This is a genomic window from Marmoricola sp. URHB0036 (assembly GCF_000426045.1).
Taxonomy (GTDB): Bacteria; Actinomycetota; Actinomycetes; order Propionibacteriales; family Nocardioidaceae; genus Marmoricola.
This window is the reverse complement of sequence record NZ_AUEP01000005.1, coordinates 331,184-356,636: the sequence shown is the minus strand read 5'-3', so window position 1 is coordinate 356,636 and position 25,453 is coordinate 331,184. Positions and strand designations below refer to the sequence as shown.

Annotated in this window: 23 protein-coding genes and 2 tRNA genes; 22 read left to right on the top strand and 3 right to left on the bottom strand. The window is 70.3% G+C overall.

From position 1 onward, the window contains the following. Nucleotides 1-42 precede the first annotated feature (42 nt). Nucleotides 43-1,836, top strand: a complete 1,794-nt coding sequence (gene metG / locus H976_RS0106665; protein ID WP_027860911.1) for a methionine--tRNA ligase — start codon at nucleotides 43-45, stop codon at nucleotides 1,834-1,836. A gap of 6 nt (nucleotides 1,837-1,842) precedes the next feature. On the opposite strand, the gene H976_RS30985 is transcribed toward metG, so the two are convergent. Further along, nucleotides 1,843-4,503, bottom strand: a complete 2,661-nt coding sequence (locus H976_RS30985; RefSeq protein WP_196803984.1) for an AAA family ATPase — start codon at nucleotides 4,501-4,503, stop codon at nucleotides 1,843-1,845. A 55-nt stretch (nucleotides 4,504-4,558) separates the two neighbouring features. Here H976_RS30985 and H976_RS28570 point away from each other — a divergent pair, with 55 nt between their 5' ends. The 14 genes from H976_RS28570 (at nucleotide 4,559) to H976_RS0106590 (ending at nucleotide 15,585) form a co-directional block, all read left to right on the top strand. Then, nucleotides 4,559-5,083 carry a nuclear transport factor 2 family protein gene (locus H976_RS28570; RefSeq protein WP_051276321.1) on the top strand — a complete coding sequence of 175 codons (525 nt, stop codon included), beginning with the start codon at nucleotides 4,559-4,561 and terminating at the stop codon, nucleotides 5,081-5,083. Further along, nucleotides 5,080-5,790 carry a hemerythrin domain-containing protein gene (locus H976_RS0106650; protein ID WP_051276319.1) on the top strand — a complete coding sequence of 237 codons (711 nt, stop codon included), beginning with the start codon at nucleotides 5,080-5,082 and terminating at the stop codon, nucleotides 5,788-5,790. Before H976_RS28570 ends, H976_RS0106650 begins: the two co-directional genes overlap by 4 nt. Nucleotides 5,791-5,828: 38 nt before the next feature. After that, nucleotides 5,829-6,320 carry a ribose-5-phosphate isomerase gene (locus H976_RS0106645; RefSeq protein ID WP_027860908.1) on the top strand — a complete coding sequence of 164 codons (492 nt, stop codon included), beginning with the start codon at nucleotides 5,829-5,831 and terminating at the stop codon, nucleotides 6,318-6,320. Beyond that, nucleotides 6,313-7,143 (top strand): Fpg/Nei family DNA glycosylase, encoded by an 831-nt coding sequence (locus H976_RS0106640; protein WP_027860907.1) that lies wholly within the window; start codon nucleotides 6,313-6,315, stop codon nucleotides 7,141-7,143. Before H976_RS0106645 ends, H976_RS0106640 begins: the two co-directional genes overlap by 8 nt. Nucleotides 7,144-7,179: 36 nt before the next feature. Beyond that, a complete protein-coding gene (locus tag H976_RS0106635) occupies nucleotides 7,180-8,274 on the top strand; it encodes a PP2C family protein-serine/threonine phosphatase (RefSeq protein ID WP_027860906.1) in 1,095 nt (364 codons plus the stop codon). Between the two features lie 76 nt (nucleotides 8,275-8,350). After that, nucleotides 8,351-8,421, top strand: a tRNA-Gly gene (locus H976_RS0106630). Nucleotides 8,422-8,459: 38 nt separating this feature from the next. Then, nucleotides 8,460-8,532, top strand: a tRNA-Pro gene (locus tag H976_RS0106625). 46 nt (nucleotides 8,533-8,578) lie between these two features. Then, entirely contained in the window at nucleotides 8,579-10,024 is a 1,446-nt protein-coding gene (gene tig / locus H976_RS0106620; RefSeq protein ID WP_027860905.1) for a trigger factor, read from the top strand. Between the two features lie 51 nt (nucleotides 10,025-10,075). Then, on the top strand, nucleotides 10,076-11,323 hold the full coding sequence (locus tag H976_RS24910; RefSeq protein ID WP_051276318.1) for an alpha/beta fold hydrolase: 1,248 nt from the start codon (nucleotides 10,076-10,078) through the stop codon (nucleotides 11,321-11,323). After that, a complete protein-coding gene (locus tag H976_RS0106610) occupies nucleotides 11,320-11,796 on the top strand; it encodes an SRPBCC family protein (protein WP_027860904.1) in 477 nt (158 codons plus the stop codon). The genes H976_RS24910 and H976_RS0106610 overlap by 4 nt, the downstream gene beginning before the upstream one ends. Before the next feature lie 134 nt (nucleotides 11,797-11,930). Beyond that, entirely contained in the window at nucleotides 11,931-12,533 is a 603-nt protein-coding gene (locus H976_RS0106605; protein WP_027860903.1) for an ATP-dependent Clp protease proteolytic subunit, read from the top strand. Then, nucleotides 12,493-13,170: an ATP-dependent Clp protease proteolytic subunit gene (locus H976_RS0106600; protein ID WP_255337293.1), complete on the top strand. Its 678-nt coding sequence runs from the start codon at nucleotides 12,493-12,495 to the stop codon at nucleotides 13,168-13,170. Before H976_RS0106605 ends, H976_RS0106600 begins: the two co-directional genes overlap by 41 nt. Nucleotides 13,171-13,283: 113 nt before the next feature. Next, entirely contained in the window at nucleotides 13,284-14,567 is a 1,284-nt protein-coding gene (gene clpX / locus H976_RS0106595; RefSeq protein WP_027860901.1) for an ATP-dependent Clp protease ATP-binding subunit ClpX, read from the top strand. 208 nt (nucleotides 14,568-14,775) lie between these two features. Further along, nucleotides 14,776-15,585 (top strand): hypothetical protein, encoded by an 810-nt coding sequence (locus H976_RS0106590; protein ID WP_027860900.1) that lies wholly within the window; start codon nucleotides 14,776-14,778, stop codon nucleotides 15,583-15,585. A gap of 6 nt (nucleotides 15,586-15,591) precedes the next feature. Here H976_RS0106590 and valS read toward each other — a convergent pair whose 3' ends face one another. Beyond that, nucleotides 15,592-18,207, bottom strand: a complete 2,616-nt coding sequence (gene valS / locus H976_RS0106585; protein WP_027860899.1) for a valine--tRNA ligase — start codon at nucleotides 18,205-18,207, stop codon at nucleotides 15,592-15,594. A 68-nt stretch (nucleotides 18,208-18,275) separates the two neighbouring features. Here valS and H976_RS0106580 point away from each other — a divergent pair, with 68 nt between their 5' ends. Beyond that, complete coding sequence (locus H976_RS0106580; protein WP_081682708.1) at nucleotides 18,276-19,661, top strand: folylpolyglutamate synthase/dihydrofolate synthase family protein; 1,386 nt, start codon at nucleotides 18,276-18,278, stop codon at nucleotides 19,659-19,661. After that, the gene (locus H976_RS24905) at nucleotides 19,661-20,026 is read left to right on the top strand and encodes a DUF4233 domain-containing protein (protein WP_051276316.1); all 366 of its coding nucleotides are present in this window, start codon (nucleotides 19,661-19,663) and stop codon (nucleotides 20,024-20,026) included. Before H976_RS0106580 ends, H976_RS24905 begins: the two co-directional genes overlap by 1 nt. 3 nt (nucleotides 20,027-20,029) lie before the next feature. On the opposite strand, the gene H976_RS0106570 is transcribed toward H976_RS24905, so the two are convergent. Further along, on the bottom strand, nucleotides 20,030-20,632 hold the full coding sequence (locus H976_RS0106570) for a TetR/AcrR family transcriptional regulator (protein ID WP_051276314.1): 603 nt from the start codon (nucleotides 20,630-20,632) through the stop codon (nucleotides 20,030-20,032). A gap of 89 nt (nucleotides 20,633-20,721) precedes the next feature. Here H976_RS0106570 and H976_RS0106565 point away from each other — a divergent pair, with 89 nt between their 5' ends. From H976_RS0106565 to mreD, 5 genes are all read left to right on the top strand, one after another. Then, entirely contained in the window at nucleotides 20,722-22,251 is a 1,530-nt protein-coding gene (locus tag H976_RS0106565) for an MFS transporter (RefSeq protein WP_027860896.1), read from the top strand. Between the two features lie 14 nt (nucleotides 22,252-22,265). Then, entirely contained in the window at nucleotides 22,266-22,676 is a 411-nt protein-coding gene (gene ndk / locus H976_RS0106560; RefSeq protein WP_027860895.1) for a nucleoside-diphosphate kinase, read from the top strand. 273 nt (nucleotides 22,677-22,949) lie between these two features. Continuing rightward, complete coding sequence (locus H976_RS0106555; protein WP_027860894.1) at nucleotides 22,950-23,975, top strand: rod shape-determining protein; 1,026 nt, start codon at nucleotides 22,950-22,952, stop codon at nucleotides 23,973-23,975. Nucleotides 23,976-23,978: 3 nt separating this feature from the next. Then, a complete protein-coding gene (gene mreC, locus H976_RS24900) occupies nucleotides 23,979-24,944 on the top strand; it encodes a rod shape-determining protein MreC (RefSeq protein WP_231388807.1) in 966 nt (321 codons plus the stop codon). Next, the gene (gene mreD, locus H976_RS0106545) at nucleotides 24,941-25,453 is read left to right on the top strand and encodes a rod shape-determining protein MreD (protein ID WP_027860893.1); all 513 of its coding nucleotides are present in this window, start codon (nucleotides 24,941-24,943) and stop codon (nucleotides 25,451-25,453) included. Before mreC ends, mreD begins: the two co-directional genes overlap by 4 nt.

Genomic DNA, 25,453 nt, shown 5'->3' with positions numbered 1-25,453 from the left:
CTCGCTGCGCTCGCGTGTGTCACGCTTCCGCGGGGACCCCGAATGAGCAAAGTGCTGTCCGCCGTCGCCTGGCCGTATGCCAACGGCCCGCGCCACATCGGCCACGTGGCCGGTTTCGGCGTGCCCTCCGACGTGTTCAGCCGCTACATGCGGATGGCGGGCCACGACGTGCTGATGGTCTCGGGCACCGACGAGCACGGCACCCCGATCCTGATCGCCGCCGACGAGGCCGGGGTCACGCCGCAGGAGCTCGCGGACCAGAACCACCGGATCATCGCCGAGGACCTCGTCGCCCTCGGCATCTCCTACGACCTCTACACCCGTACGACGACCCGCAACCACACCGCCGTCGTGCAGGAGCTGTTCACCGGTGTCTACGACAACGGCTACTTCATCGAGCAGACGACGTACGGCGCGATCAGCCCGTCGACCGGCCGCACCCTGCCCGACCGCTACATCGAGGGCACCTGCCCGATCTGCGACTACCCGAGCGCGCGCGGCGACCAGTGCGACAACTGCGGCAACCAGCTCGACCCGGCCGACCTGATCAACCCGCGCTCGCGCATCAACGGCGAGGTGCCGGAGTTCGTCGAGACCCAGCACTTCTTCCTCGACCTGCCCGCGCTGGCCGACGCGCTCAAGGTGTGGCTCGACGAGCGCGAGGCCACCGGGCTGTGGCGGCCCAACGTGATCCGGTTCAGCCAGAACATCCTCGAGGACATCCGCCCGCGCGCGATGACCCGCGACATCGACTGGGGCATCCCGGTGCCCCTCGACGGCTGGCGGGACAACCCGACCAAGCGGCTCTACGTGTGGTTCGACGCGGTGATCGGCTACCTCTCCGCGAGCATCGAGTGGGCCCGTCGTACAGGAGATGAGGACCGCTGGCGTGAGTGGTGGAACGACCCCGAGTCGTTGTCCTACTACTTCATGGGCAAGGACAACATCACCTTCCACAGCCAGATCTGGCCGGCCGAGCTGCTGGCGTACTCCGGCAAGGGCGACAAGGGCGGCAAGCCGGGGGAGTACGGCGAGCTGAACCTGCCGACCGAAGTGGTGTCCTCGGAGTTCCTGACCATGGAGGGCAAGAAGTTCTCCTCCTCACAGCGCGTGGTGATCTACGTCCGCGACCTGCTCAGCCGCTACCAGCCCGACGCGTTCCGCTACTTCGTGGCGGCCGCCGGACCCGAGAACCAGGACTCCGACTTCACCTGGAGCGAGTTCGTACGCCGCACCAACGACGAGCTGGTCGCCGGCTGGGGCAACCTGGTCAACCGCACCGCGAACATGATCGCCAAGAGCTTCGGGGAGATCCCGGCCGCCGGCGAGCTCGGCGCCGAGGACCAGGCGCTGCTCGACCACGTGGACGCGGCGTACGGCGTCGTGGGTGACCTGATCGGCCGCCACCGGCAGAAGGGCGCCATCGGCGAGGCCATGCGCGCGGTCGCCGAGGTGAACAAGTACGTCTCCGACAACGAGCCCTGGAAGCTCAAGGGCGACGACGAGCGCGAGCGGCTGGGCACGATCCTGCACGTCGTCGCGCAGTGCGTGGCCGACCTCAACCGGATCCTGTCGCCGTTCCTGCCGTTCTCGGCCAACGCGGTCGACGCGGTGCTCGGGGGCAGCGGCGAGGTGCAGCCGATGCCGCGGCTCGAGGAGGCCGACGACCTCGACGGCGGAGCCGGCTACCCGGTCATCACCGGCGACTACACGGGCGCCGCCCGCTGGGAACGCAGCCCGATCAAGGTCGGCACCCCTGTCTCCAAGCCTGTCCCGGTGTTCACCAAGCTCGACCCCGCGGTCGTCGACGAGGAGCTCGCCCGGCTGACCTCCTAGACGCACTCAGGTCGCGGATGTCACCTGCGCTGCGAGTGCCGCGCGCGAGGAGACCCCGAGCTTCCCGAAGGCCTTCGAGAGATGTGACTCCACGGTCTTCTCGCTCAGGAACAGCCGGGCGGCGATCTCGCGGTTGGTCAGCCCCCGGGCCACCAGCTCGGCGATCTCCCGTTCGCGGTTGCTGAGGGCGTCCACCCCGAGGCGGCTGGACGAGCGCGCTCCGCCCACACCGACCCGCCGACCGAGCCGGCGCAGCTCGCGGGTGGCCGCGTCCGCCGTACGACGGGAGCCACGCCGCTGCGCCAACCGGTGCGCCTGCGTGAGGTGCGTGACTGCTGCTTCCTTGTCGATGGCGGCGAGCGCCCGACCCGCGAGCAGATGGGCCGTCGCGGCGTCGAGCTCGGCGCCGATGGAGTCGGCCCGCTCTGCCGAGGCGATCGCCAGCTCCGCGGACTCGGCGGCCTCCCCGCGCGCAGCCAGCACCACCGCACGAGCGCGCTCTGCCGCTGCGACGGCGCCGGCGAGCCCGGTGCCGTCGGCGAGGGTGGCTGCCCGGTCCGCCGCCTCCCCCGCGCCCTCGAGGTCGCCGAGGGCGATCCGGGCCTCGACCAGCTGTGTGGCCCACCGGCAGACCCAGCCCGGCTCGACGTCGTACGCCGCGATGAGGGGCTCCGCCAGCTCCGGTCGGCCGTCTGCCAGCAGGGCCGAGCCGAGCACGGCGTTGCCGATGGTGACGAGAGCCGACTGGTCCAGGCGGCGCGCCAGCGCGACGCTCTCCTCGGCTCCGCGCAGCGCTGTGTCGAGGTCGCCGTGCTCGAGCAGCACCCAGGCCCGCATCCAGAGTGCCCATTGCACCGACTGGTCGTTCCGCGTCAGCCGCGCCTCCACCTCGGCGCGGTCGGAGACCTCGGCCGCCTCCTCGGTGCGCCCGAGCAGCCCGAGGGTGAGCACCTCGGCGAGCAGGAGCGGCACGGCCGCGGCGCCGTTGCCCGCCCGCAGCGCAGCGCCGGAGGCGCGCCTGCTCACGAGCAGTGCGTCGTCGAGATGCTCGACGGCGACCAACGACCACGCGGTCGCGATCAGCAGCTCGGCGTGCACCGCCAGCTCGTCGTCGGTCGCGTCCCGCACCATCGCCACGGCTGCGGTCGACTCCGACTCGGCCTCGTCGAGCCGCCCGCTGAAGAGATGACCGAGCGCCACCATCGATCGCGCAGCCGCCCCGACCAGTCCGTCGCCGGCTCGAGCGGCCTCGGCCCACGACCCCACCTCGTCGTACTCGCCACGTTCGTAGGCCGACAGGGCCAGGGCAGCCGCGACCTCAGCGGTCAGCCGCTCGGAGAGCGACGGCTCGTCGATGGCCCGCACCAGCCGACGACGCGCACCCTCGTGCCGGCCGAGGAGCCGTTCCACCGACGCGGCGGACAGCACGAGCCGGACGCGGTGCTCCGCGGAACCCTGGCCGAAGAGCAGTCCCTCGTCGGCGACGGCCAGCGCCTCGGCGAGGCGACCCGACTGGACGAGGACCTCGGCGAGGTCCGAGAACGACGACAGCTCGGCAGGTGGCGCCGCACGCTTCGCGGCGAGCATCCAGTCCGCCGCGATCGACGGCGCCTGCCGGCGCACCATCCGCGCCGCGTCGCGCAGCTCGGCCGCGCTGTCCACGTCGCCTGGCTCGGCGACGTGAGCGAGGTGGCGGGCCCGGCTCGGCACCGGTGCGCCCAGCGCGGCCAGCGCCGTCGCGGCCTGCGCATGCAGTCGCAGGCGTACGACGACCGGCTGGCTCTCGTAGACCGCGGTGCGGATCACCGGGTGCCGGAAGGTGAGCTGCTTGGTCCCGGCCGGACGCGCCAGCCCACGAGCCAGGAGCTCGTCGACCGCTACCGCGCCGGACGACGGCGTGAGCTCGGCCGTGACGGCAGCGAGGTCGGAGTCGAACGGGTCGCCGAGCACGGACCCCGCGCGGACCAGCGCGAGCGCGTCGTCCCCCAGGGGCGCCAGCTCGAGGGAGACCGCCGCGAGGATGCCACTCGGTACAGCGGCGGCGTCGCTCCTGGCCAGCTCCTGCAACAACAGGGGGTTCCCGCCCGAGCTCTCGAAGATCCTCGCGCGGTCCTCGGCCGGGCGGTCGGGGCCGATCAACCGGTCGGACGCGGTGCGATCCAGGGGAGCGAGCTCGAGCACGGTCGGCGAGCGAGCGGCAGAGCGCGCCGCGCCCAGCACGGCGTCCGCCAGGGGGCCGGGACGCATGGCCACCACCAGCAGATGAGGGCCGCGGGGCGGACGTCGGACCAGTGACTCCAGGAGCTCCCGCGAGAGTGGATCGGCCCAGTGCGCGTCGTCCAGCACCAGTGCGAGCGGACCCGCGCCCGACAACGACTCGGCCACGCCGCGGAACAGCTGCCAGCGCGCCTCCGGGTCCTCCGCCCTGATCGGGACGAGGTCGGGCAGCGCCTCGCGGAACACCGCCAGCGGGATGTCCGACTCGAGCTCGGTGGCCCGGCCGGTCAGCACCTCGAACCGCCGCGCGGTTGCCCTCCGGACCAGGTCCTCCAAGAGGCGGGTCTTGCCGATGCCGGCCTCGCCGCGGACCAGCAGCAGCCTGCGTTCGCCCGAAGCGATGGCGTCCAGCGCAGCGATGAGCTCCGCCGTCTCACGCTCCCGACCCACCAGGTCCACCTCGCGAGCATCGCACCCGGAGGTTCCAGGGACAGGGATTCCCCCGATGTTCGGAGCCGGAGCAGCGGGCAGCGTCGTACCCGACAAGCCCGCCCGATCGACCACGGAGGACGACATGACCACCACGACCAGCACCGCCACTCCCGACCTGACCATGGCCCGCGCCCGCAACGAGGCGACCTGGCGCGCCGCCGCCGTTGCGTTGTACGCCGGCGACATCGAGGAGTTCCTCGCCCACTGGACCGCGGAACCGCGCTACTCGGTGGCCTACCCGGTCGCGGGGATCCCGCCGACCGTCGAGGGTCGCGACCAGTTCCGTGCCCTGTTCGGTGGGTTCGGCGCCGCGGCGACCTGCATCGAGGTCCACGACGTGCGCTTCCACCAGACCGCCGACCCCGACGTCGCGATCGTCGAGGAGCGGATGGTGGCGGACCTCGTCGGCGGCGGGAGCTACGAGAACCTCCTGGCCATCCGCGTCACCTTCCGCGACGGCCTGATCGCGGACATGTACGAGTACTACGGCCAGGTCGCGCACCAGGCGCTGGCCGACCGCCTGGGTGGTTCCCGGTGAGCGCCGAGACGACGGCGCCGAGCCTGCTGTTCGGTCCAGGGCTCACCGACGTGCGGATGATGGTCGTCGCCCACACCAGCTTCCGCCGCGAGCTACGGCTGGCCGTTCCCGCCGTACGTCGCGTCCGGGTCGGTGACGTCCGCCGCGCCGAGGAGGTGGCCGCACACGTGGACCTGTGGACCGGCCTCGTCGAGCACCACCACTCGATCGAGGACGAGCTTCTCTGGGACCGGCTCGTGGAACGAGTACCGGACGAGCTCGCACCACTCGTGCAGCTGATGGAGGACCAGCACGAGAGCGTCCACCGGCTCCTGGACGGCTGCCCGCCGCTGGTCTCGGTGTGGCGCGCATCAGCGTCGGTCGACGACGGCACGCGGCTGGCCGACCACCTCGCCGGGCTCGGCGCGGCACTCTGCGAGCACCTCGACGCCGAGGAGTCGCGGGTGCTGCCGCTCATGGCCCGGCACATCACGCCGGGGGAGTGGGAGGAGTTCACCGAGCGCGGGATGGAGTCGATTCCCAAGGGCATGCTGCTGACGGGCTTCGGGATGATGCTCTACGAAGGCGACCCGGAGGCCATCGCGCTGGAGGTCGCCAAGCTGCCGGCACCGTTGCGGCCGATCCTCCCCGTCCTCGGCCGGTGGGCCTTCCGAAGGTACGCCCGTCGGATGCACGGCACGGCCACCCCGCAGCGCGGCACGGACTGACGCGCCCGCGTGGTCGTGGGTCTGCAAGGATCGGTTTCATGCGAGTCCACCTGGGATCCGACCATGCCGGCCTCGAGCTGAAGGACCACCTGGTCGGGTGGCTGCGCGAGCAGGGCCATGAGCCGGTCGACCACGGCCCGTTCGTGTACGACGCCCAGGACGACTACCCGGTGTTCTGCCTCCGGGCAGCCGAAGGGGTCGTCGGGGACGAGGGCAGTCTCGGCGTGGTGATCGGTGGCTCCGGCAACGGCGAGCAGATCGCGGCCAACAAGGTGAAGGGTGTCCGGGCAGCGCTGGCCTGGAGCGACGAGACCGCGGCACTGGCCCGCCAGCACAACGACGCCAACGTGATCTCGATCGGCGGCCGGATGCACACCGTCGCGGAGATGACGCGATTCATCGGGATCTTCCTGCGCACGGACTTCACCGGTGAGGAGCGGCACGCGCGCCGCATCGGCATGTTGGCGGACTACGAGTCGACCGGCGAGCTCCCGCCGCTGCCGGACTCCGCGATCCGCGACGATGCCTGAGGGGCACACCCTCCGCCGGCTCGCCGACGACCTGGACGCCGCGTTCACCGGCCACCGGGTCCGGGTCAGCAGTCCGCAAGGCCGGTTCGCCGCGGACGCCGCGCTGCTCGACGGGGAGACCCTGGTCGGCGCCGACTCGGCCGGCAAGCACCTGTTCGTCGAGTTTCCCGGTGACCGGTTCATCCACATCCACCTGGGCCTGATCGGCACGTTCGACCTGCACCCGGGGCCGGCACCCGAGCCGGTGGGCCAGGTCAGGCTGCGGCTGCAGGACGAGGCGACGTACGCCGACCTGCGGGGCGCCATCCAGTGCGACCTGATCGGGCGCGACCGCCACGACCACGTGATCGCCTCGCTGGGGCCGGACCCGCTGCGCCCCGACGCCGACCCGACCCGGGCCTGGGCGCGGATCAAGCGCAGCCACCGACCGATCGGCGACCTCCTCCTGGACCAGGCAGTGATCGCCGGAGTCGGCAACGTCTACCGCGCCGAGGTCCTGTTCCGGCACCGGATGCACCCGCTCCGCCCCGGCAGCACCCTGCGCGTCGGCCAGTTCGGCTCCATCTGGGACGACCTGGTCGCGCTGATGCAGGAGGGGGTGCGCACCGGGCGGATCGACACCGTGCACACGCAGCACACCCCGGAGGCGATGGGTCGCCCGCCGCGGGTCGACGACCACGGTGGGGAGGTCTACGTCTACCGGCGTACGGGTCAGCCGTGCCTGGTCTGCGGGTCCCGGATCAGGACCGCCGAGCTCGCGGGACGAAATCTCTTCTGGTGTCCGCAATGTCAGCCCGCGTTCCGGTCCCGGGCCGTACGCTAGGCATTCCACATTTCGGACACCCCAGGGGAGAACACCTTGCCGAACCGTGCGCCGTGGCGCGGGTTCTCCCTGCGCATCCGTCGGGAGATGTCGGTCTCGGACCGTCCAGCCCTGGTGTTCCTGGTGCTGCTCACGCTCTCCAGCACGCTCGGCGGGATCGTCTACCCCGAGTACATCCCCTCGACGGTGCTCCTGCTGCCGATGTTCATCGGCAGCCTCTGGCTCGGCCCGCGGTCGCTGCCGTGGTTCATCGTGTTCGTGTGCGCGTGCTTCTGCGTGCTCCTGGTCGACCAGCCGACGGTCAGCCTGCGCGCCATCGGCCGCGCGGTCGTGACCTTCGCCATCGCCCTGCTGATCATGGCGACCTCGTTCCGCCGCAGCAGGCTCGGCGTCTCGGGCCCGTTGGGCGAATCGATGTTCGTGGACCTGCGCGACCGCATCTCCAAGCAGGGCAACCTGCCGGAGCTGCCGCGCGAGTGGCTGGTCGAGTCGGTGGTGAAGTCCGCGGGGGGCACCTCGTTCGCCGGCGACTTCATCGTGGCCAGACGGTCCTCCGACGACAAGTTCGAGCTCGTGGTCGTCGACGTCTCGGGCAAGGGGGTCGAGGCCGGGTCCCGATCACTGTTCCTGTCCGGTGCCTTCAACGGGATCGTCTCGGCCCTCCCCGGCGAGCAGTTCCTGCCGGCGGCCAACGACTACCTGATGGGCCAGGACTGGGGTGAGGGCTTCGCCACGGCGATCCACCTGCACCTCGACCTGGTCTCCGGTGCCTTCGAGCTCCGCAAGGCGGGTCACCCGCCCGCCGTCTGGCTGCACGCCGGCTCGGGTCGCTGGTCGGTGCTCAACTCCGACGGGCCGGCCCTCGGGCTGCTCGAGAACGCCGACTTCGAGCCCATCGGCGGACGGCTGAACCCCGGGGACGGGCTGCTGCTGTTCACCGACGGGCTGGTGGAGACGGCGCAGCGCGACATCTCGCTGGGCATGGACAAGCTCGCGGGGCTGGGGGAGCGGCTGGTGCAGAGCGGTTTCGACGGCGGCGCCAAGCTGCTCATCGACTCCATGGAGCAGACCAACGACGACCGCGCTCTGGTGGTGGTGCACCGGCGCCTGCACGGCAGATCGGCTTCCTGACGCCGGTTCGTGACCGCGGGGTCCGCTGTGGCACGATGGTCCCCGCCCTCGCTGGAAAACGCATCGAGGAGCGTGCGCGGATGTAGCTCAATGGTAGAGCCTCAGTCTTCCAAACTGATGACGCGGGTTCGATTCCCGTCATCCGCTCTCAGAAGCCCCTGGCAGCGCCAATTGGGGCCTTCTGGCGGGGCGTAGCGTAGTGGCTAGCGCGCCTGCTTTGGGAGCAGGAGACCGCAGGTTCGAGTCCTGTCGCCCCGACTGTGTGCAGACCCGAACGATCACCGAACTACCAAGGAGAAACCCTGTGAAGAGCGCCGTCGAGACGCTGAGCCCCACCAGGGCCAAGATCACCGTCGAGGTGCCCTTCGAGGAGCTCAAGCCGAGCCTCGACGCGGCGTACCAGGCCATCGCCAAGCAGATCAACATCCCCGGCTTCCGCAAGGGCAAGGTCCCGCCGCCGGTGATCGACCGCCAGGTCGGTCGCGGTGCCGTCCTCGACGAGGCGATCAACGACGCCCTCCCCAAGCTCTACGTCCAGGCCCTGCAGGAGAACGACCTGCAGCCGCTGGCCCAGCCCGAGATCGACGTCACCAAGCTCGAGGACAACTCGCTGTTCGAGTTCACCGCCGAGGTCGACGTACGCCCCACGATCGAGGTCCCGTCGTACGACGCCATCAGCGTGCAGGTCGACGACGTGACCGTCTCCGACGACGACGTCGACGAGCAGGTCGAGTCGCTGCGCGAGCGCTTCGCGACCCTCAAGGACGTCGACCGTCCCGCCCAGGACGGCGACGTCACCACCATCGACCTCAAGGCCACGCGCGACGGCGAGGCGGTCGAGGGTGGCGAGGTCAGCGGCTACTCCTACAAGCTCGGGTCCGGCGAGATGCTCGACGGCATCGACGAGGCGCTCCGCGGGCTGAGCGCCGGCGAGGAGAAGACCTTCACGTCCTCGCTCCTCGGTGGCGACCTGTCCGGCGAGGAGGTCGAGGTCAACGTCAAGCTGTCGGCCGTCAAGGAGCAGGAGCTGCCCGAGCTCGACGACGACTTCGCCCAGACCGCCTCGGAGTTCGACACCGTCGCCGAGCTGCGCGACGACGTCGCCACTCGCCTCGAGCGCGGCAAGCGTCTCGAGCAGGCGGCCGCCGCGCGTGACGCCGTCCTCGAGCAGCTGCTCGACGCTGCCGAGATCCCGCTGCCCGAGAGCGTCGTGGCCGAGGAGCTCGCCGGGCGTCGCCAGGAGATCGAGCAGCAGCTGGTGTACGCCGGCATGACGATGGAGCAGTACCTCGACAACGAGAAGCAGACCGTCGACGAGTTCGAGGCCGAGCTCGAGAAGCGGGTCCGTGACGCCATGGCCTCGCAGTTCCTGCTCGACGAGATCGCGAAGGCCGAGGAGATCGGGGTCGAGCAGGACGAGCTGAGCGCCCACCTGATGCGGCGTGCCCAGCAGTCCGGCCAGAACCCCGACGAGTTCATCAAGCACATGGTCGAGCACAACCACATCCCCGAGATGGTCGCCGAGGTCGTGCGCGGCAAGGCGCTGGCGCGCATCGTCGAGGGTGCGACCGTCACCGACGAGTCCGGCAACACCGTGGACCTGAAGAACCTGCGTCCCGACGGGAGCATCGGCGACCCCGATGCCGACGCCGAGGCGGCGCCGACGGCGGCCGACGTGGTCGAGGCGGCCACCGAGCCGGTCGACAGCGCCGACGAGGACGCCGAGGAGACCAGCGCCACGCAGTCCTGAGACGGCGCGGGTCGTTGACCCGCACCCGAGTTCAGTGAACACTTGTTCACTGTGAGACGGGACGACGCGAGCACCCTGGACGCCGCCGCGCTGGCGGCCGACTACGTGGAGGACCTGGTCGTCGGGACCGTGCGCGAGGTGCACGGTGCCGTGGCCGGCCGGGTCCACGGGATCAACGACAGGCTCAACGGCGGCGGCCCCACGGTCGGGCACCGTCTGCACGACGGCATCGCCAAGGCCGTCTACGGCTCCATCCGCGTCGGCTTCCGGGCCGGCTCGACCAGCCTGCGCGCCGCGAGTCGGGCGGGGCTCGGCACCGAGATGGAGGCGACCCCTCGTGGGCGCTTCGTGCGGGCCGCGGTCACCGGCCTGATCGGCGACCGGTTGCGCGAGGAGGGCTCCAACTTCCACTTCGACATGGGCGTCCGCGTCGGAGGCCGCGACGTCGCCCTCGATCGGGAGGGGCTCGCCGCGGCGTACCCCCGTGCCAGCGAGCGGCTGGTGGTGTTCGTGCACGGGCTGAGCGAGAACGAGGCCTACTGGAACCGCGCCGCCCGGCCGAGGACCGAGGCGCGCCGAGAGCGCCCCGAGAAGGTCAGCTACGGCGAGCGGCTCGCCGCCGAAGGCTGGACGCCGGTCTTCCTGAGGGTCAACACCGGACTGCCGATCGCCGAGAACGGTGTCGCGTTGGCCGCGCTGCTCGACCGTGTCGTCCAGGCCTGGCCGGTGGAGGTACGCCGGATCGCGCTCGTCGGCCACTCGATGGGTGGACTGATCCTGCGCGCGGCCTGTGCCGTGGCCACCGACTCGACCACGCCGTGGACCGACCTGGTGACCGACGTCGTGTGTCTGGGCACCCCTCACCTCGGCGCACCTCTCGAGCGCGTCGTGAACAGGGGAGTCTCGGCCCTGGGTCGCTTCCCCGAGGCGGCTCCGTTCGGTCGCATCCTGGAGTACCGGTCGGTCGGCATCCTCGACCTCCGACACGGACTGGCCAGCGACGTACAGAATCTGCCCAACGCCCGCTACCGGCTCGTCGCCGCGACCCTGACCCGCTCACCGCACTCGGTCACGGCGGGCACGATCGGCGACTACCTGGTGCCCTACGCCTCGGCGCTGGGCCGGCCCCGGCGGGGCGAGGAGATGTTCCCGGGGGCCGAGACGTTGCACGTCCCACTGGCCGACCACTTCGACCTGCTCAACCACGACGACATCTACGCTGCGCTACGGGGATGGCTCGCCAGCGACCCGGGCGACCGCTCCGACCCGCCCACGCAGCAGGAGGCCGCGAACGCATGACCCAGACCCCGAGCACGATCTCCAGCACCGTCGAGATCCAGGCGACTCCCGAAGCGGTGTGGCAGGTGGTCTCGGACCTGGGCCGGATGCCGGAGTTCAGTCCCGAGCTGCGCAAGGCGTTCGTGGTCGGCAAGCCCGGCGTGGGCGCCACCATCGTCGGCATCAACCGGCGCAAGGCCGTCGTCTGGCCGACCACCTCCAGGGTGGTGCGCTGGGAACCCGCGCACGCGGTGGCCTGGAAGACCCGGGAGAGTGGCGCCACCTGGGTCTACGAGCTCGAGCCGACGGCCGTCGGCACCTCGGTGACCGGGCGCCGGGTGCTGCCGAGGTTCACGATCGGTACGGCGCTCCTCGGACCCGTCATCGGTGGGGCTCAGGGGCACGACGTCGAGCTCGCCGAGGGCATCCGCACCACCCTCGAGCGGATCCGGGAGACCGTCGAGGCAGGCGTGCGTCAACCGGACCGCTCCTGAAGCTGTTGCCGGGTCCGCTGCTGAATCCGCTGTGGGCGAACACGGGGGGTTTACCCGTGAACAAGTCGGGGGCGCCGTCTAGGGTCGGACCCGTGACTGACAACTCCATCCCCGCGGACCCGACCCTTCCGCAGATGAACGGCGGGCAGGCCGGCTACGGCCTCGACGACCACATCTACCAGCGCCTGCTCCGTGAGCGCATCGTCTTCCTCGGCTCGGAGGTGCGCGACCAGAACGCCAACGCGATCTGCGCCCAGCTCCTCCTGCTCAGTGCCGAGGACCCCGAGGCCGACATCTTCCTGCACATCAACAGCCCGGGTGGGTCCGTGGACGCCGGCATGGCGATCTACGACACGATGAACTACATCACCAACGACGTGGCCACCGTCGGCATGGGCCTGGCGGCCTCGATGGGCCAGTTCCTCCTCTGCGCCGGCGCGAAGGGCAAGCGCTACGCCCTGCCCCACGCGCGGATCATGATGCACCAGCCGTCGGGCGGGATGGGCGGCTCGGCCTCCGACATCAAGATCCAGGCCCAGCAGTCGCTGCACATCAAGAAGGTGCTCTTCGAGCTGATCAGCGAGCACACCGGACAGCCCATCGAGCAGGTCGAGACCGACGCCGACCGCGACCGGTGGTTCACCGCGACCCAGGCCAAGGACTACGGCTTCATCGACCACGTGATCACCAGCGCCCGTGAGGCGGCCGACTCGGGTCGCCCGGCCCGCAGCAAGTGACTCCTCCCCGCATCGAGAATCGAGCCAACAGATGAACTACTACATCCCGCAGTGGGAAGAGCGCACCTCCTACGGCATCCGCCGCATCGACCCCTACGCCAAGCTGTTCGAGGACCGCATCATCTTCCTCGGCACGCCGATCAGCGACGACATCGCCAACGCGGTGATGGCCCAGCTCTTGTGCCTGGAGTCGATGGACCCCTCGCGCGACATCCAGATCTACATCAACTCACCGGGCGGCTCGTTCACGGCGATGACGGCCATCTACGACACGATGCAGTTCATCCAGCCCGACGTGCAGACGGTGTGCCTGGGGCAGGCGGCCTCGGCCGCGGCCGTGCTGCTCGCCGCCGGGGCGCCGGGCAAGCGGCTGGCCCTGCCCAACAGCCGCATCCTGATCCACCAGCCCTACACCGAGGGGACCTACGGCCAGTCCTCCGACATCGAGATCCAGGCCAACGAGATCCTCCGGATGCGTGAGCTGCTCGAGAAGCTGATCGCCGACCACTCCGGCAAGACCCCGGAGGAGGTCAACCTCGACATCGAGCGCGACAAGATCCTGACCTCCCAGGCGGCGGTGGAGTACGGCCTGATCGACTCCATCCTCGAGTCGCGGAAGGCAGCAACCGTGGGCTGACCTACTCCGGTCGTCGTGTCCTCCCCCATGGAGAGCGATCTCGGAGTACGGTTTTGAAACTGGTCATGAGCAGCGAGTCGGACTCGGATCCGACCTGAAAGATTGAGGGACGGATGGCACGGATCGGTGATGGCGGCGACCTGCTGAAGTGTTCCTTCTGCGGCAAGAGCCAGAAGCAGGTCAAGAAGTTGATCGCGGGGCCAGGCGTCTACATCTGTGACGAGTGCATCGACCTGTGCAACGAGATCATCGAGGAAGAGCTCAACGAGACCACCGAGGTGGGCCTCGACGAGCTGCCCAAGCCTCGGGAGATCTTCGAGTTCCTCAACTCCTACGTGATCGGCCAGGAGACGGCCAAGAAGTCGCTCGCCGTCGCCGTCTACAACCACTACAAGCGCGTGCAGAGCGGCGTCACCTCGACCGGCGCCAAGCACGCCAAGGACGACGCCGTCGAAGTCGCGAAGTCCAACATCCTGGTCATCGGGCCGACGGGCTGTGGCAAGACCTACCTCGCCCAGACCCTCGCCCGGATGCTCAACGTCCCGTTCGCCATCGCCGACGCCACCGCGCTGACCGAGGCCGGCTACGTCGGGGAGGACGTCGAGAACATCCTGCTCAAGCTGATCCAGGCCGCCGACTACGACGTGAAGAAGGCCGAGACCGGGATCATCTACATCGACGAGATCGACAAGGTGGCCCGCAAGGCCGAGAACCCCTCGATCACGCGCGACGTCTCCGGCGAGGGCGTGCAGCAGGCCCTGCTCAAGATCCTGGAAGGGACGACCGCTTCGGTGCCGCCCCAGGGGGGACGCAAGCACCCCCACCAGGAGTTCATCCAGATCGACACCACCAACATCCTCTTCGTGGTGGGTGGTGCGTTCGCCGGGCTCGAGCACATCGTCGAGCAGCGCGTGGGCAAGAAGACGCTCGGCTTCACCGCGGAGATGCGCCTGACCAAGGAGACCGAGTCGGACGAGATGTTCGCCCAGGTCCGCCCCGAGGACCTGGTGAAGTTCGGTCTGATCCCCGAGTTCATCGGCCGGCTGCCCCTGATCGCGAGCGTGAACAAGCTCGACCAGGCTGCCCTGGTGCAGATCCTCACCGAGCCCCGCAACGCCCTGATCAAGCAGTACCAGAAGCTCTTCGAGCTCGACGGGGTCGAGCTCGAGTTCACCGACGACGCCGTCGAGGCCATCGCCGACAAGGCCATGGAGCGGGGGACCGGCGCCCGCGGACTGCGGGCGATCATCGAGGAGGTCCTCCTCAACGTGATGTACGACGTGCCCTCCCGTGAGGACATCGGCAAGGTCGTGGTCACCGGCGAGGTCGTCTCCGACAACGTCAACCCGACCCTCGTGCCGCGCGAGGACGAGCCCAAGAAGAAGAAGTCGGCGTAGGTCACGTAGACCACCTCTGCCACGCTGACCACGCTGAACTGGGCCCCTGGGCGGTCTGAGTAGACCAGTAGGGCCCGTAAGTAGACCACCCCGGCAAATCGGGCGAAATGTCCGTATGCTGACATCGGACTTTCGGCCATCGTGGGGCCGATTCTGGTGGGGGAAATCAATGTTGAACGCGGAGCACCGGAGGCCCCTTGCGGCCTTCTTGCTGGTACTCGCATTCGCCAGCGTGGTGATGGCCAACGGACTGCGCGACCAGGTCGTGCGGGTCTTCGTCGACTCCGGCGCGCCGCGTCCCCTGATCAGCGCCGTCGTCCCCGACATCGTGCTCGGCCACGCGCTGCGTCACGACCCGGCCAAGGCGCCGGCGAGCGCCGCCGCCGAGGTGCCGGCCCCGACCGAGAGCCAGTCGATCCAGTCGCGACCGGTGACGCCGCTCGCCGCCAGCGTGGTCGTGACCACACCGACCCACGCCCAGCCGCACCACACCGGACACGTCAAGCACCACGCCGCCGCCGCGCAGCCGGTGCACCTGTCCACGCCGAAGGCCCCCGTCCACGTCGCCACTCCGTCGGCGCCCTCTGCTCCGTCCACTCCGTCGACTCCCGCCACCCCCACGCCGACCACGCCCGGCACCGGGTCCCACGGTGGTGGGCACGGGCACACGGGCGGCACCAACGGGCTCGTCGGCGGTGGCAGCACCCCGCACCACTCCTGGGGCTCCGGGCACCACTCGTCGCACCCCTCCCCGCAGCACTCCTCGCAGCACGGGGTCCGGGGCGGCTCGGGCGAGGTCCGCGGAGTGCAGGCCACAGCAGACAACCAGCACAGCGACCACGGGCACCACGGCGGCTACGGCCACCACGGTGACAACGGCACCCGCGGTGACCACGGCACCCGCGGTGACCACGGCGGGCCCGGCAACCGCGGCGACCACGGGGGCTACGGCAACCACGGGGGCAACGGCGACCGCGGCGACCGGGGTCACGGCGGCTACGGCCACCACCGCCACTGAGCCGGCTCAGCGCTTGGGCGGTGGCTCTCCCAGGACTGCCTCCACGACGATGTCGCTGTCCTCGGCCGCGACCAGCCGCAGCTCACCGGTGATCGAACCGACGGCACGCAGGTCGCGCTCGGCGCTGCGCACCGCCTCGAGAGCAGCAGTCGGACCGGTGATGGTGGCCAGCTCGACCGGAGTCCGCATGCCGACCTTCGCGGTCGACTTGGCGCCGCGGACGCCTGCCAGGACGGCGGCGACGGCCTCCAGGGCGTCGGGGTCGCTGGTCGCGGTGTCGCCGAGCTCCGAGCCGGTCGGCCAGGACTGTCGGTGGATCGACCCGGACTGCCACCACGACCAGACCTCCTCGGTCGCGTAGGGCAGGAACGGCGCGAACAGCCGCAGCTGGACGTGCAGGGCCGTCGCGAGGGCAGCCCGGGCGGACTCGGTCTCGGCGTCGGCGGCCTCGCCGTACGCCCGCTCCTTGACCAGCTCGACGTAGTCGTCGCAGAAGTCCCAGAAGAACCGCTCGCTCGCCTCGAGGGCCGAGGTGTAGTCGTAGGCCTCGAAGGCCCGGGTCGCCTCGGCGATCGTGCGGGCCAGCTTGCCGAGCAGGGCCCGGTCGACCGGCTCGGTGACGGCCGAGGGCTCGATGCGGCTGGCGCCGACGCTGCCGAGCACGAACTTCGAGACGTTGAGGACCTTCATCGCGAGCCGGCGCCCGACCTTCATCTGGGACTCGTCGAACGGGGAGTCCAGGCCGGGCCGTGCCATGGCGGCCCGCCAGCGCACGGCGTCGGCGCCGTACTGGTCCAGGATCTGGGTGGGCACGATGGCGTTGCCCTTGGACTTCGACATCTTCTTGCGGTCGGGGTCGACGATGAACCCCGAGATGAGCACGTGGCTCCAGGGCGCGTCGTGGTTCTCGAAGTGCGCCCGCACCACCCGGGAGAACAGCCAGGTGCGGATGATGTCGTGCGCGTGGGTGCACAGGTCCATCGGGAAGACCCGCTCGAAGAGGTCCTCGTCCTCCTCCCAGCCTCCGGCGATCTGCGGCGTCAGTGACGAGGTGGCCCAGGTGTCCATCACGTCGGGGTCGCCGATGAAGCCGCCCGCCTTGCCGCGCTGGTCCTCGGTGTAGCCGGAGGGCGCCTGGGTCGACGGGTCGATGGGCAGCTCGCCCTCGCGGGGGAGCAGTGGGTGCTGGTAGTCGGGTTCGCCCTCGTCGTCGAGGGCGTACCAGACGGGGAAGGGAATGCCGAAGAACCGCTGCCGGGAGATCAGCCAGTCGCCGTTCAGCCCACCCACCCAGTTGTCGTAGCGGTGCCTCATGTGGGTGGGGATCCACTGCATCTCGGCGCCGCGCGCGATCATCTCGGCGCGCAGGTGGGGGTCGCGGCCGCCGTTGGTGATGTACCACTGGCGGGTGGCGACGATCTCCAGCGGCTTGTCGCCCTTCTCGTAGAAGTTCGCCATCCGCTGGGTCGGCGTCGGCTCGCCCTCGAGATCACCGCTCTCCCGCAGCATCGCCACCATCGCCTCACGGGCGCTGAAGGCCGTCTTCCCCTTGAGCTCCTCGTACGCCGCCGCGGCGGGCGCGCTCGAGAGCCACTCGGGGGTCTCGCGCGACATCCGACCGTCGCGACCGATCAGCGTGCGCACCGGCAGCTGGAGCTCGCGCCACCAGGTGACGTCGGTGAGGTCGCCGAAGGTGCAGCACATCGCGATGCCGGCGCCCTTGTCGGGCTCGGCCGCCTCGTGCGCGAGCACCGGGATCTCCACACCGAAGACCGGTGAGGTGACCGTGGAGCCGAACAGCGCCTGGTAGCGCTCGTCGTCGGGATGGGCGATCAGGGCCACCACCGAGGGGATCAGCTCGGGCCGGGTGGTCTCGATCGGCACCGGGCCGTCGGCACCGTGGAAGTGCACCCGGTGGTAGTGCCCGGCGTACTCCCGCGCCTCGAGCTCGGCCTGGGCGACCGCGGTCTGGAAGGTGACGTCCCACAGGGTCGGCGCCTCCTGGAGGTAGGCCTCCCCACGCGCGAGGTTGCGCAGGAACGCGCGCTGGCTGACCTTCTGTGCCTTGGGCCCGATGGTCGTGTAGTGCTGCGACCAGTCGACCGAGAGGCCGAGGGTGCGCCACAGCTCCTCGAAGACCTGCTCGTCCTCGACCACCAGCCGCTCGCACAGCTCGATGAAGTTGGGTCGGCTGATCGGCACCTGGCGCTTCGGGTCGGGCTTGGCCGGCGGGGTGAAGTCCTCGTCGTACGGCAGGGAGGGGTCGCAGCGCACGCCGAAGTAGTTCTGCACACGGCGTTCGGTCGGCAACCCGTTGTCGTCCCAGCCCATCGGGTAGAACACCTCCTTGCCGCGCATCCGCTGGAAGCGGGCGACCAGGTCGGTGTGGGTGTAGGAGAAGACGTGCCCGACGTGCAGCGAACCGGACACCGTGGGCGGTGGGGTGTCGATCGAGTAGACCTGCGAGCGCGACTTCGTGCGGTCGAAGGCGTAGGTGTCGTCGGCCTTCCACTGCGCCGACCACTTGGCCTCCAGCCCCTCGAGCGCGGCCTTGTCCGGTACGACGGCCGCAGGAGCTGCGGTCGTCTCTTCGGACAGGTCGGTGTGGGGGGCGTCAGTCATGTGCCGAATCCTACGGAGCCATCTCCTCCTGCCGAAAACGAGTTCCCGCACGCCACTAGACTCGCCCAGTGACCCAGACCCCCGACAGCCCCGCCGGGCCAGGGCGCCTGGCCGAGACGTACGCCGAGGTCGAGGACGCGCTGCTGAGCCGGTGGCCCGAGACCAGGCTCGACCCGACCCTCGACCGCATCGAGGCGTTCATGGAGCTGCTGGGCGACCCACAGCGCACCTATCCGTCGATCCACCTCACCGGCACCAACGGCAAGACCTCGACGGCCCGGATGATCGAGACGATCATCGGTGCGCTCGGCCTGCGGGTGGGCCGCTTCACCAGCCCCCACCTGGAGTCGATGACCGAGCGCATCAGCCTCGACGGGGAGCCGATGAGCGAGGAGGCCTTCGTCCGCGCCTTCAACGACGTGGCGCCGTACACCCACCTCGTCGACGACGAGTACGACCACCCGTTGTCCTTCTTCGAGGCCGTCGTCGGGATGGCGTACGCCGCCTTCGCGGATGCGCCGGTCGACGCGGCCGTCGTCGAGGTCGGCATGGGTGGGACCTGGGACGCGACGAACGTGATCGACGCCAAGGTGGCGGTGCTGACCCCGATCGCCGTCGACCACGCGAAGTACCTCGGCGAGACGCCCGCCGCCATCGCCCTGGAGAAGGTCGGCATCATCAAGCCCGGCGCCACCGTCGTCACCGCCGTCCAGACCGAGGAGGTGATGGCTCTCATCGTCGAGCGCTGCGCCGAGGTCGGCGCGACCCTGGTCCGGGAGGGTGAGGACTTCGGCGTCACCAGCCGGGTGCCGGCCGTCGGTGGTCAGGTCATCGGACTGCAGGGCCTGCGCGGGAGCTACGAGGACGTCTTCGTCCCGCTCTACGGAGCCCACCAGGCACAGAACGCGGCGCTGGCCCTGGCGGCGGTCGAGGCGTTCGTCGGCGGCGACGACGCGCTCGATGCCGAGGTGGTGCTCGCGGCCTTCGCCGAGGTGACGTCGCCGGGACGTCTGGAGATCATCCGGCGCTCGCCGACGATCGTGCTCGACGCGGCCCACAACCCGCACGGCGCCGCCGCCACCGTCGCCGCACTTGAGGACTCCTTCACCTTCTCGCCGCTGATCGGAGTGCTCGCGGTGATGTCGGACAAGGACTACGAGGGACTGCTCGCGGAGTTCGAACCGGCGCTCGCGCACGTGGTCTGCACGCAGAACTCGAGCGACCGCTCGATGCCGGCCTCCGAGCTGGCCGAGGTCGCGCGCGGCATCTTCGGTCAGGACCGTGTCAGCGAGACGACCTCGCTCGCCGACGCCATCGACCAGGCGGCCGCGCTCGCCGAGGCCGGGGGTGTCTTCGGGGAGGCGATCGGGTCCGGGGGCGTACTCGTCACCGGGTCGGTCGTCACCGTGGGTGAGGCCCGAGCGATGCTGCGCTCGCGACGGGAGCACAGCTGATGCAGCGGCGGCTGTGCGCGGCGATCCTGCTGCTGGAGGCGATCGCGTTCGGCCTCAGCACACCGGTACTGACCTCGGTCGAGGACGTGGGCACGACCGGGCTCTGGATCGGGCTGGGCCTGACCGTGGCCTGCCTGCTCGCGGCCGGCCTGCTCCGGTTCGCCTGGGCCTACTGGCTCGGCTGGGCGGTGCAGGTGGCGGCGGTCGCGGTCGGCTTCGTCGCGCCCACGATGTTCTTCGTGGGAGCGATCTTCCTGGCGCTGTGGGCGACGGCCTACGTCCTCGGTCGCAAGATAGAGGTCGAGCGGGCGGAGTGGGAGGCGACGGGGGAGTACCCCGGAAAGCCGGGCCAGGTCGGATCCTGACGGTCAGGCCAGGCCGCGGGCGATGTGGTCGAGCATGACCTCGAGGGTGGCGTTGCGCTCCTCGACAGGTGCCGAGGCCCGGGGCCCGTGGACGTGCAGGGTCGCGAACCCGTGCACGGCCGCCCAGCAGATCACCTCGGCGCCCGGTCGGAGGTCGGCGGAGACGGCACCGGCGACCACGGCGTCGTCAAGCACGTGGGTGAGCAGGTCGTAGGGGTCGGTGTCGGCGTCGAGCCCGTCCTCGTCGGGGATGGCCGAGAAGGCGACGTCGAACAGCCCCGGCTCGGCGACGGCGAAGTCGACGTACGCCCGGCCGGTCGCCCGCAGCCGGGCCGCAGCCCGGGTCCGCTCGTCGGGGTGGTCCTCGGCGTCGGCGGTGTCGATCTCACGCTGCATGGCCGCGTGCAGCTCCCGCATCCCGTGCCGGGCGATCTCGGAGAGCAGTGCCTCACGGTCGGCGAAGTGCCGGTAGGCCGCGTTGTGGGAGACGCCGGCCCGCCGCGCGACCTCGCGCAGCACGACGCCGTCGGGGCCCTGAGCACGAGCCAGCTCGATGCCGGTCTCGACCAGGCTCTCCCGGAGGTTGCCGTGGTGGTAGCTGGTCACGGGCGGCAGTCTAGCCCGATGTTGACAGTGGCCACATTCGATGTCACGCTCATGTTGTCACTGTCCACATCGCACCGCTGGAGACCCGCATGAAGGGCAAGCTCGCCATCCTGGTCACGGTCTGCGCCGCCGTGCTCGCGATCAACCTCGACACCACGATCGTCAACGTGGCCCTCCCGACGATCTCCGACAGGCTCGATGCCGGCACCCGGCAGCTGCAGTGGATCGTCGACGGCTACAACCTCGCCTTCGCCGGGCTGGTGCTGGCCGCGGGCAGCCTCTCGGACAAGTTCGGTCGCCGGCCCGCCCTGATCATCGGGCTGCTCGGCTTCGCGGCCGCGAGTGCGGCCGGTGCGATCGTCACCGATGCCGGTGCGCTGGTGGCGGCGCGCTTCGGCATGGGCGCCTTCGCGGCCCTGATCTTCCCGACCACCCTGTCGATCATCAGCAACACCTTCCCCGAGCGCCGCGAGCGCGCCGCCGCCCTGGGCGTCTGGGGTGCCGTCGTCGGCATCGGCGTCGCCGCCGGACCGGTCGTCGGGGGGCTGCTGCTCGAGCACTTCGCCTGGGGCAGCGTCTTCTGGGCGCTGGTCCCGCTGGCCCTCGTGACGGCGGTCGCGGCCTACTTCCTGGTGCCCGAGTCCCGCGATCCCGGTGTGCCGAGGCTCGACCTGCCCGGACTGGCCGTCTCGGTGGTGATGCTCGGGACGCTGACCTGGACGATCATCGAGGCTCCCGAGCACGGCTGGAGCTCGGCGGCCACGCTCGCCGGGTTCGCGGTGAGTGCCCTCGCCCTGGTGGCGTTCGTGGTCCGCGAGCGTCGTACGTCGCACCCGATGCTGGACGTCAGCCTGTTCCGCGACCCGCGGTTCAGTGCGGCCAGTGGTGCGGTGACCATCACCTTCTTCGCGCTGTTCGGCTTCATCTTCCTGATCACGCAGTACTTCCAGTTCGTGCGCGGCTACGGCACCCTCTCCACCGGCGCCCGCATCCTGCCGGTGGCCCTGAGCATCGCCGTGGCCTCCGTCGTCGGCGCCGTGCTGGCGCCGCGCATCGGCACCAAGGCGGTCGTCACGACGGGTCTCGTCTTCTTCGGTACGGCGTTCTGGTGGATCTCGACGGTCTCGGTCGACGCGTCGTACGCCGGAGTGATCGTGCCCCAGATGGTGCTGATGGGGCTCGGCATGGGACTGATCTCGACCCCCGCGACCGAGTCAATCCTGCTGGTGCTGCCACCGGCCCGCGCCGGCGTCGGCTCGGCGGTCAACGACGCCACCCGTGAGCTCGGCGGCACGCTCGGTGTCGCGGTCGTGGGGTCGCTGTTCGCCTCGCTCTACGCCGACCACCTCGCGGACGGGGCCTTCGCCCGCCTGCCCGGGGCGGCACTCGCGCAGGCACAGGACTCGGTCGGTGCCGCGCTCGCGATCAGCGGTGGCGACCCGCGCCTGGTCGTCGCCATGCAGGACGCCTTCATGTCGGGGCTGAGCGTGTCCTGCATGGTGATCGGGACGCTGTGCCTGCTCGGTGCGGTCGGTGCGCTGAAGTTCCTGCCCGGCCGGGTGCCCACCGAGCCGCAGTCCGAGGAGCCCGCCCCCACGGTCGCGGTCGTCCCGGCCTGACTAGGGTGTGCGCCATGGCGCAGCGCACCCTGGTCCTCTTCAAGCCCGATGCCGTACGACGGGGGCTGGTCGGCACCATCTTGTCCCGCTTCGAGTCCAAGGGGCTGGATGTGGTCGCCCTCGAGCTGCGACACATCGACGCCGCCCAGGCCGACGCGCACTATGCCGAGCACGTGGACCGCGACTTCTACCCGCCCCTGCGCGACTTCGTGACCAGCGGGCCGCTCGTGGCCGCCGTGCTCGAGGGCGACGAGGCCATCGAGGTCGTGCGCGCGATCAACGGCGCCACCGACGGGCGCAAGGCCGCTCCCGGCACCATCCGCGGCGACCTCTCACTGTCCAACCGCGAGAACCTCGTGCACGGCTCTGACGGCGAGGAGTCCGCCGCCCGGGAGATCAAGCTCTGGTTCCCCGAGCTCAGCTGAGCGGGTGCAGTTTGGCCGGGCGCCCGGCCAAACTGTCACTGGTGGGGCGAAATTTCACCCCTCCACTGCCAGAACGGCCGGGCGCCCGGCCAAACCGCCGCCACCGCTCGTCCATCGCCCGGGGTAGCCGGAGGTCTCCCGGCGCAAACCGCAGCCCTGGCTGCGCCGCGTGTCGTCGCGGGAACTGGACGTTTCGCTCCTAGTCTGCTGTGACAGGTGAGGCGCATGTGTCGTACCTCTTCCCCCATCGATGCACCCTGCGAGGCGAACCGGATGGCCAACAGTCTCATCGGCCGCGACATGGCGGTGGATCTAGGTACGGCGAACACACTGGTCTACGTGCGTGGCAAGGGCGTGCTCGTCGACGAGCCCTCCGTGGTCGCCATGAACGAGCAGACCCACGAGATCCTGGCCGTCGGCCACGAGGCCAAACGCATGATCGGTCGTACGCCGGACGGCATCACCGCGATCCGTCCCCTCAAGGACGGCGTCATCGCGGACCTCGACGCGACCGAACACATGTTGCGTCACTTCATCCAGCAGGTGCACCGGCGCCGCTACTTCGCCAAGCCCCGGATGATCATCTGCGTGCCGAGCGGCGTGACCGCCGTGGAGCAGCGGGCGGTCAAGGAGGCCGGCTACCAGGCCGGTGGCCGCCGGGTCTACATCATCGAGGAGCCGATGGCCGCGGCCATCGGTGCCGGGCTGCCGGTCCACGAGGCCACCGGCAACATGGTCGTCGACATCGGTGGCGGCACCACCGAGGTCGCCGTGATCTCGCTCGGTGGCCTGGTCACGACCCTCTCGGTGCGCACCGCCGGCGACGAGCTCGACCAGGCCATCGTGGCGTGGATGAAGAAGGAGCACTCCCTGATGCTGGGGGAGCGCACCGCCGAGGAGATCAAGATGACCCTCGGTTCCGCCTTCCCGCTGCCCCAGGAGCGCCAGGCCGAGGTCCGCGGTCGCGACATGGTCTCCGGCCTGCCGCGCACCGTCACCGTCTCCAGCCCCGAGATCCGGCGGGCGATCGAGGAGCAGCTGCACGCGATCGTCGACGCCGTACGCACCACCCTCGACCAGACGCCACCCGAGCTGGCCGGCGACATCATGGACCGCGGCATCGTGCTCACCGGCGGAGGAGCGTTGCTCCTCGGCCTCGACGAGCGCATCCGCCACGAGACCGGCATGCCGGTCCACATCGCCTCCGACCCGCTGACGTCGGTCGCCCTGGGCGCCGGCAAGTGCGTCGAGGAGTTCGAGGCGCTGCAGCAGGTGCTCGTCGCGGACCACAGGCGGTAGCCGGTGGCCAACCAACGACTCCGCAACGTCAAGGGGCCCTCGCTGGGTCGCCCCGTCACCGATGACGGCGGCCGCGGCGGCTTCGGCCGTGACCGCGGACGCTCCTCGAAGGTGGTCATCGGGGTGCTCGTGGCTGCGTCCCTCGGGGTGATCACGATCGACGCTGCGAGCGGTGACTCCTCACCCGTCGACCCCGCGCGCTCGCTCGTGGGCAACGTCATCGGCCCGGTCGAGTCGGGCACCGCCAACGCCGTCCGACCCTTGCGCGAGACCTTCGCCTACTTCAGCTCCAACGACCGCCTGCGTGACGACGTGGCCAAGCTCGCGGCGCAGAACTCCAAGCTGCGCTCGCAGGTCGAGCAGGCACCGCTCGACCGCAACCGGCTGGCCGAGCTCGACGGGCTGACCACCACCGCCAACCAGACCGGCTACGCCCTGGTCGCGGCCCGCGTGGTCGGCATGGGGCCGATGCAGTCCTTCTCGCGCACCGTCACCATCGACGCCGGCACCTCCTCAGGCATCCACAAGGACATGACGGTGCTCAACAACGACGGCCTCGTCGGCCGGGTGATCAGCGTGACCCGCTCGACGGCCGACGTGCTGCTCATCGTCGACACCGACTCGGTCGTCGGCGGACGCCTCGGCTCCAACAACGAGATCGGCTTCCTGCGTGGCCGCGGCGTCACCAGCGAGCGCAGCCGGCTCGGGCTCGACCTCGTCGACCACTCGGTGACGCCGGCCGAGGGTGACGTGGTGGTGACGTGGGGCAGCCAGAACGGCGTGCCGTACGTCGCGGGCATCCCGATCGGCAAGGTCGAGTCGGTGTACTCCACGCCGCGCGAGCTCGCCAAGCACGCCGTCATCGACCCGTTCGTCGACTTCACCTCGCTCGATGTCGTCGGGGTCGTCGTACCCCGCAAGACCCAGGGAGACCGACTCGTGATCAATGGTCAGGGGGAGACCAGGTGAACGTCTCGCGCACCGGTCTCGTGGCCCTTCTCGTCGTACTCGCCGTGACCCTGCAGACAGCGGTATTCAGCCTCTTCTCGGTCAACGGAGTGGTTCCCAACCTCGCCCTGATCGTGGTGGTGGCTGCCGCCATCGCCCGCGGTCCTGCCTTCGGAGCAACTGTCGGCTTCTTCGCCGGCCTGCTGCTCGACCTCGCTCCGCCGGCCGACCACGTGGCCGGCCGCTGGGCGCTCGCCTTCGTGCTGATCGCCGTGCTCGCCGGACGGGTGCGCACCGACGCGCGACGCAGTCCGCTGGCCGGGTTGGCCACGGTGGCCGTCTGCTCGTTCGTGGCCACCTCGGTGTTCGCACTCACCGGCATCGTGCTCGGTGACCACGCCCTGCCGACGGGGGAGATGATGCAGGTCATCTGCATCGCCCTGCTCTGGGACGTGGTGATGACGCCGCTCCTGCTGCCGGGACTGATGGCGCTGTTCGAGCGGACCCGACCGGCTGAACTGGCCTACTGA

Bases quoted from the DNA above. Each gene is read 5' to 3' on its own strand.
- clpX (WP_027860901.1), top strand. From the start codon at position 13,284: ATGGCACGGATCGGTGATGGCGGCGACCTGCTGAAGTGTTCCTTCTGC.
- H976_RS0106640 (WP_027860907.1), top strand. From the start codon at position 6,313: ATGCCTGAGGGGCACACCCTCCGCCGGCTCGCCGACGACCTGGACGCC.
- H976_RS0106605 (WP_027860903.1), top strand. From the start codon at position 11,931: ATGAACGGCGGGCAGGCCGGCTACGGCCTCGACGACCACATCTACCAG.
- ndk (WP_027860895.1), top strand. From the start codon at position 22,266: ATGGCGCAGCGCACCCTGGTCCTCTTCAAGCCCGATGCCGTACGACGG.
- H976_RS0106610 (WP_027860904.1), top strand. From the start codon at position 11,320: ATGACCCAGACCCCGAGCACGATCTCCAGCACCGTCGAGATCCAGGCG.
- H976_RS0106555 (WP_027860894.1), top strand. From the start codon at position 22,950: ATGGCCAACAGTCTCATCGGCCGCGACATGGCGGTGGATCTAGGTACG.
- valS (WP_027860899.1), bottom strand. From the start codon at position 18,207: ATGACTGACGCCCCCCACACCGACCTGTCCGAAGAGACGACCGCAGCT.
- H976_RS24905 (WP_051276316.1), top strand. From the start codon at position 19,661: ATGCAGCGGCGGCTGTGCGCGGCGATCCTGCTGCTGGAGGCGATCGCG.
- H976_RS0106645 (WP_027860908.1), top strand. From the start codon at position 5,829: ATGCGAGTCCACCTGGGATCCGACCATGCCGGCCTCGAGCTGAAGGAC.
- H976_RS28570 (WP_051276321.1), top strand. From the start codon at position 4,559: ATGTTCGGAGCCGGAGCAGCGGGCAGCGTCGTACCCGACAAGCCCGCC.
- H976_RS0106565 (WP_027860896.1), top strand. From the start codon at position 20,722: ATGAAGGGCAAGCTCGCCATCCTGGTCACGGTCTGCGCCGCCGTGCTC.
- metG (WP_027860911.1), top strand. From the start codon at position 43: ATGAGCAAAGTGCTGTCCGCCGTCGCCTGGCCGTATGCCAACGGCCCG.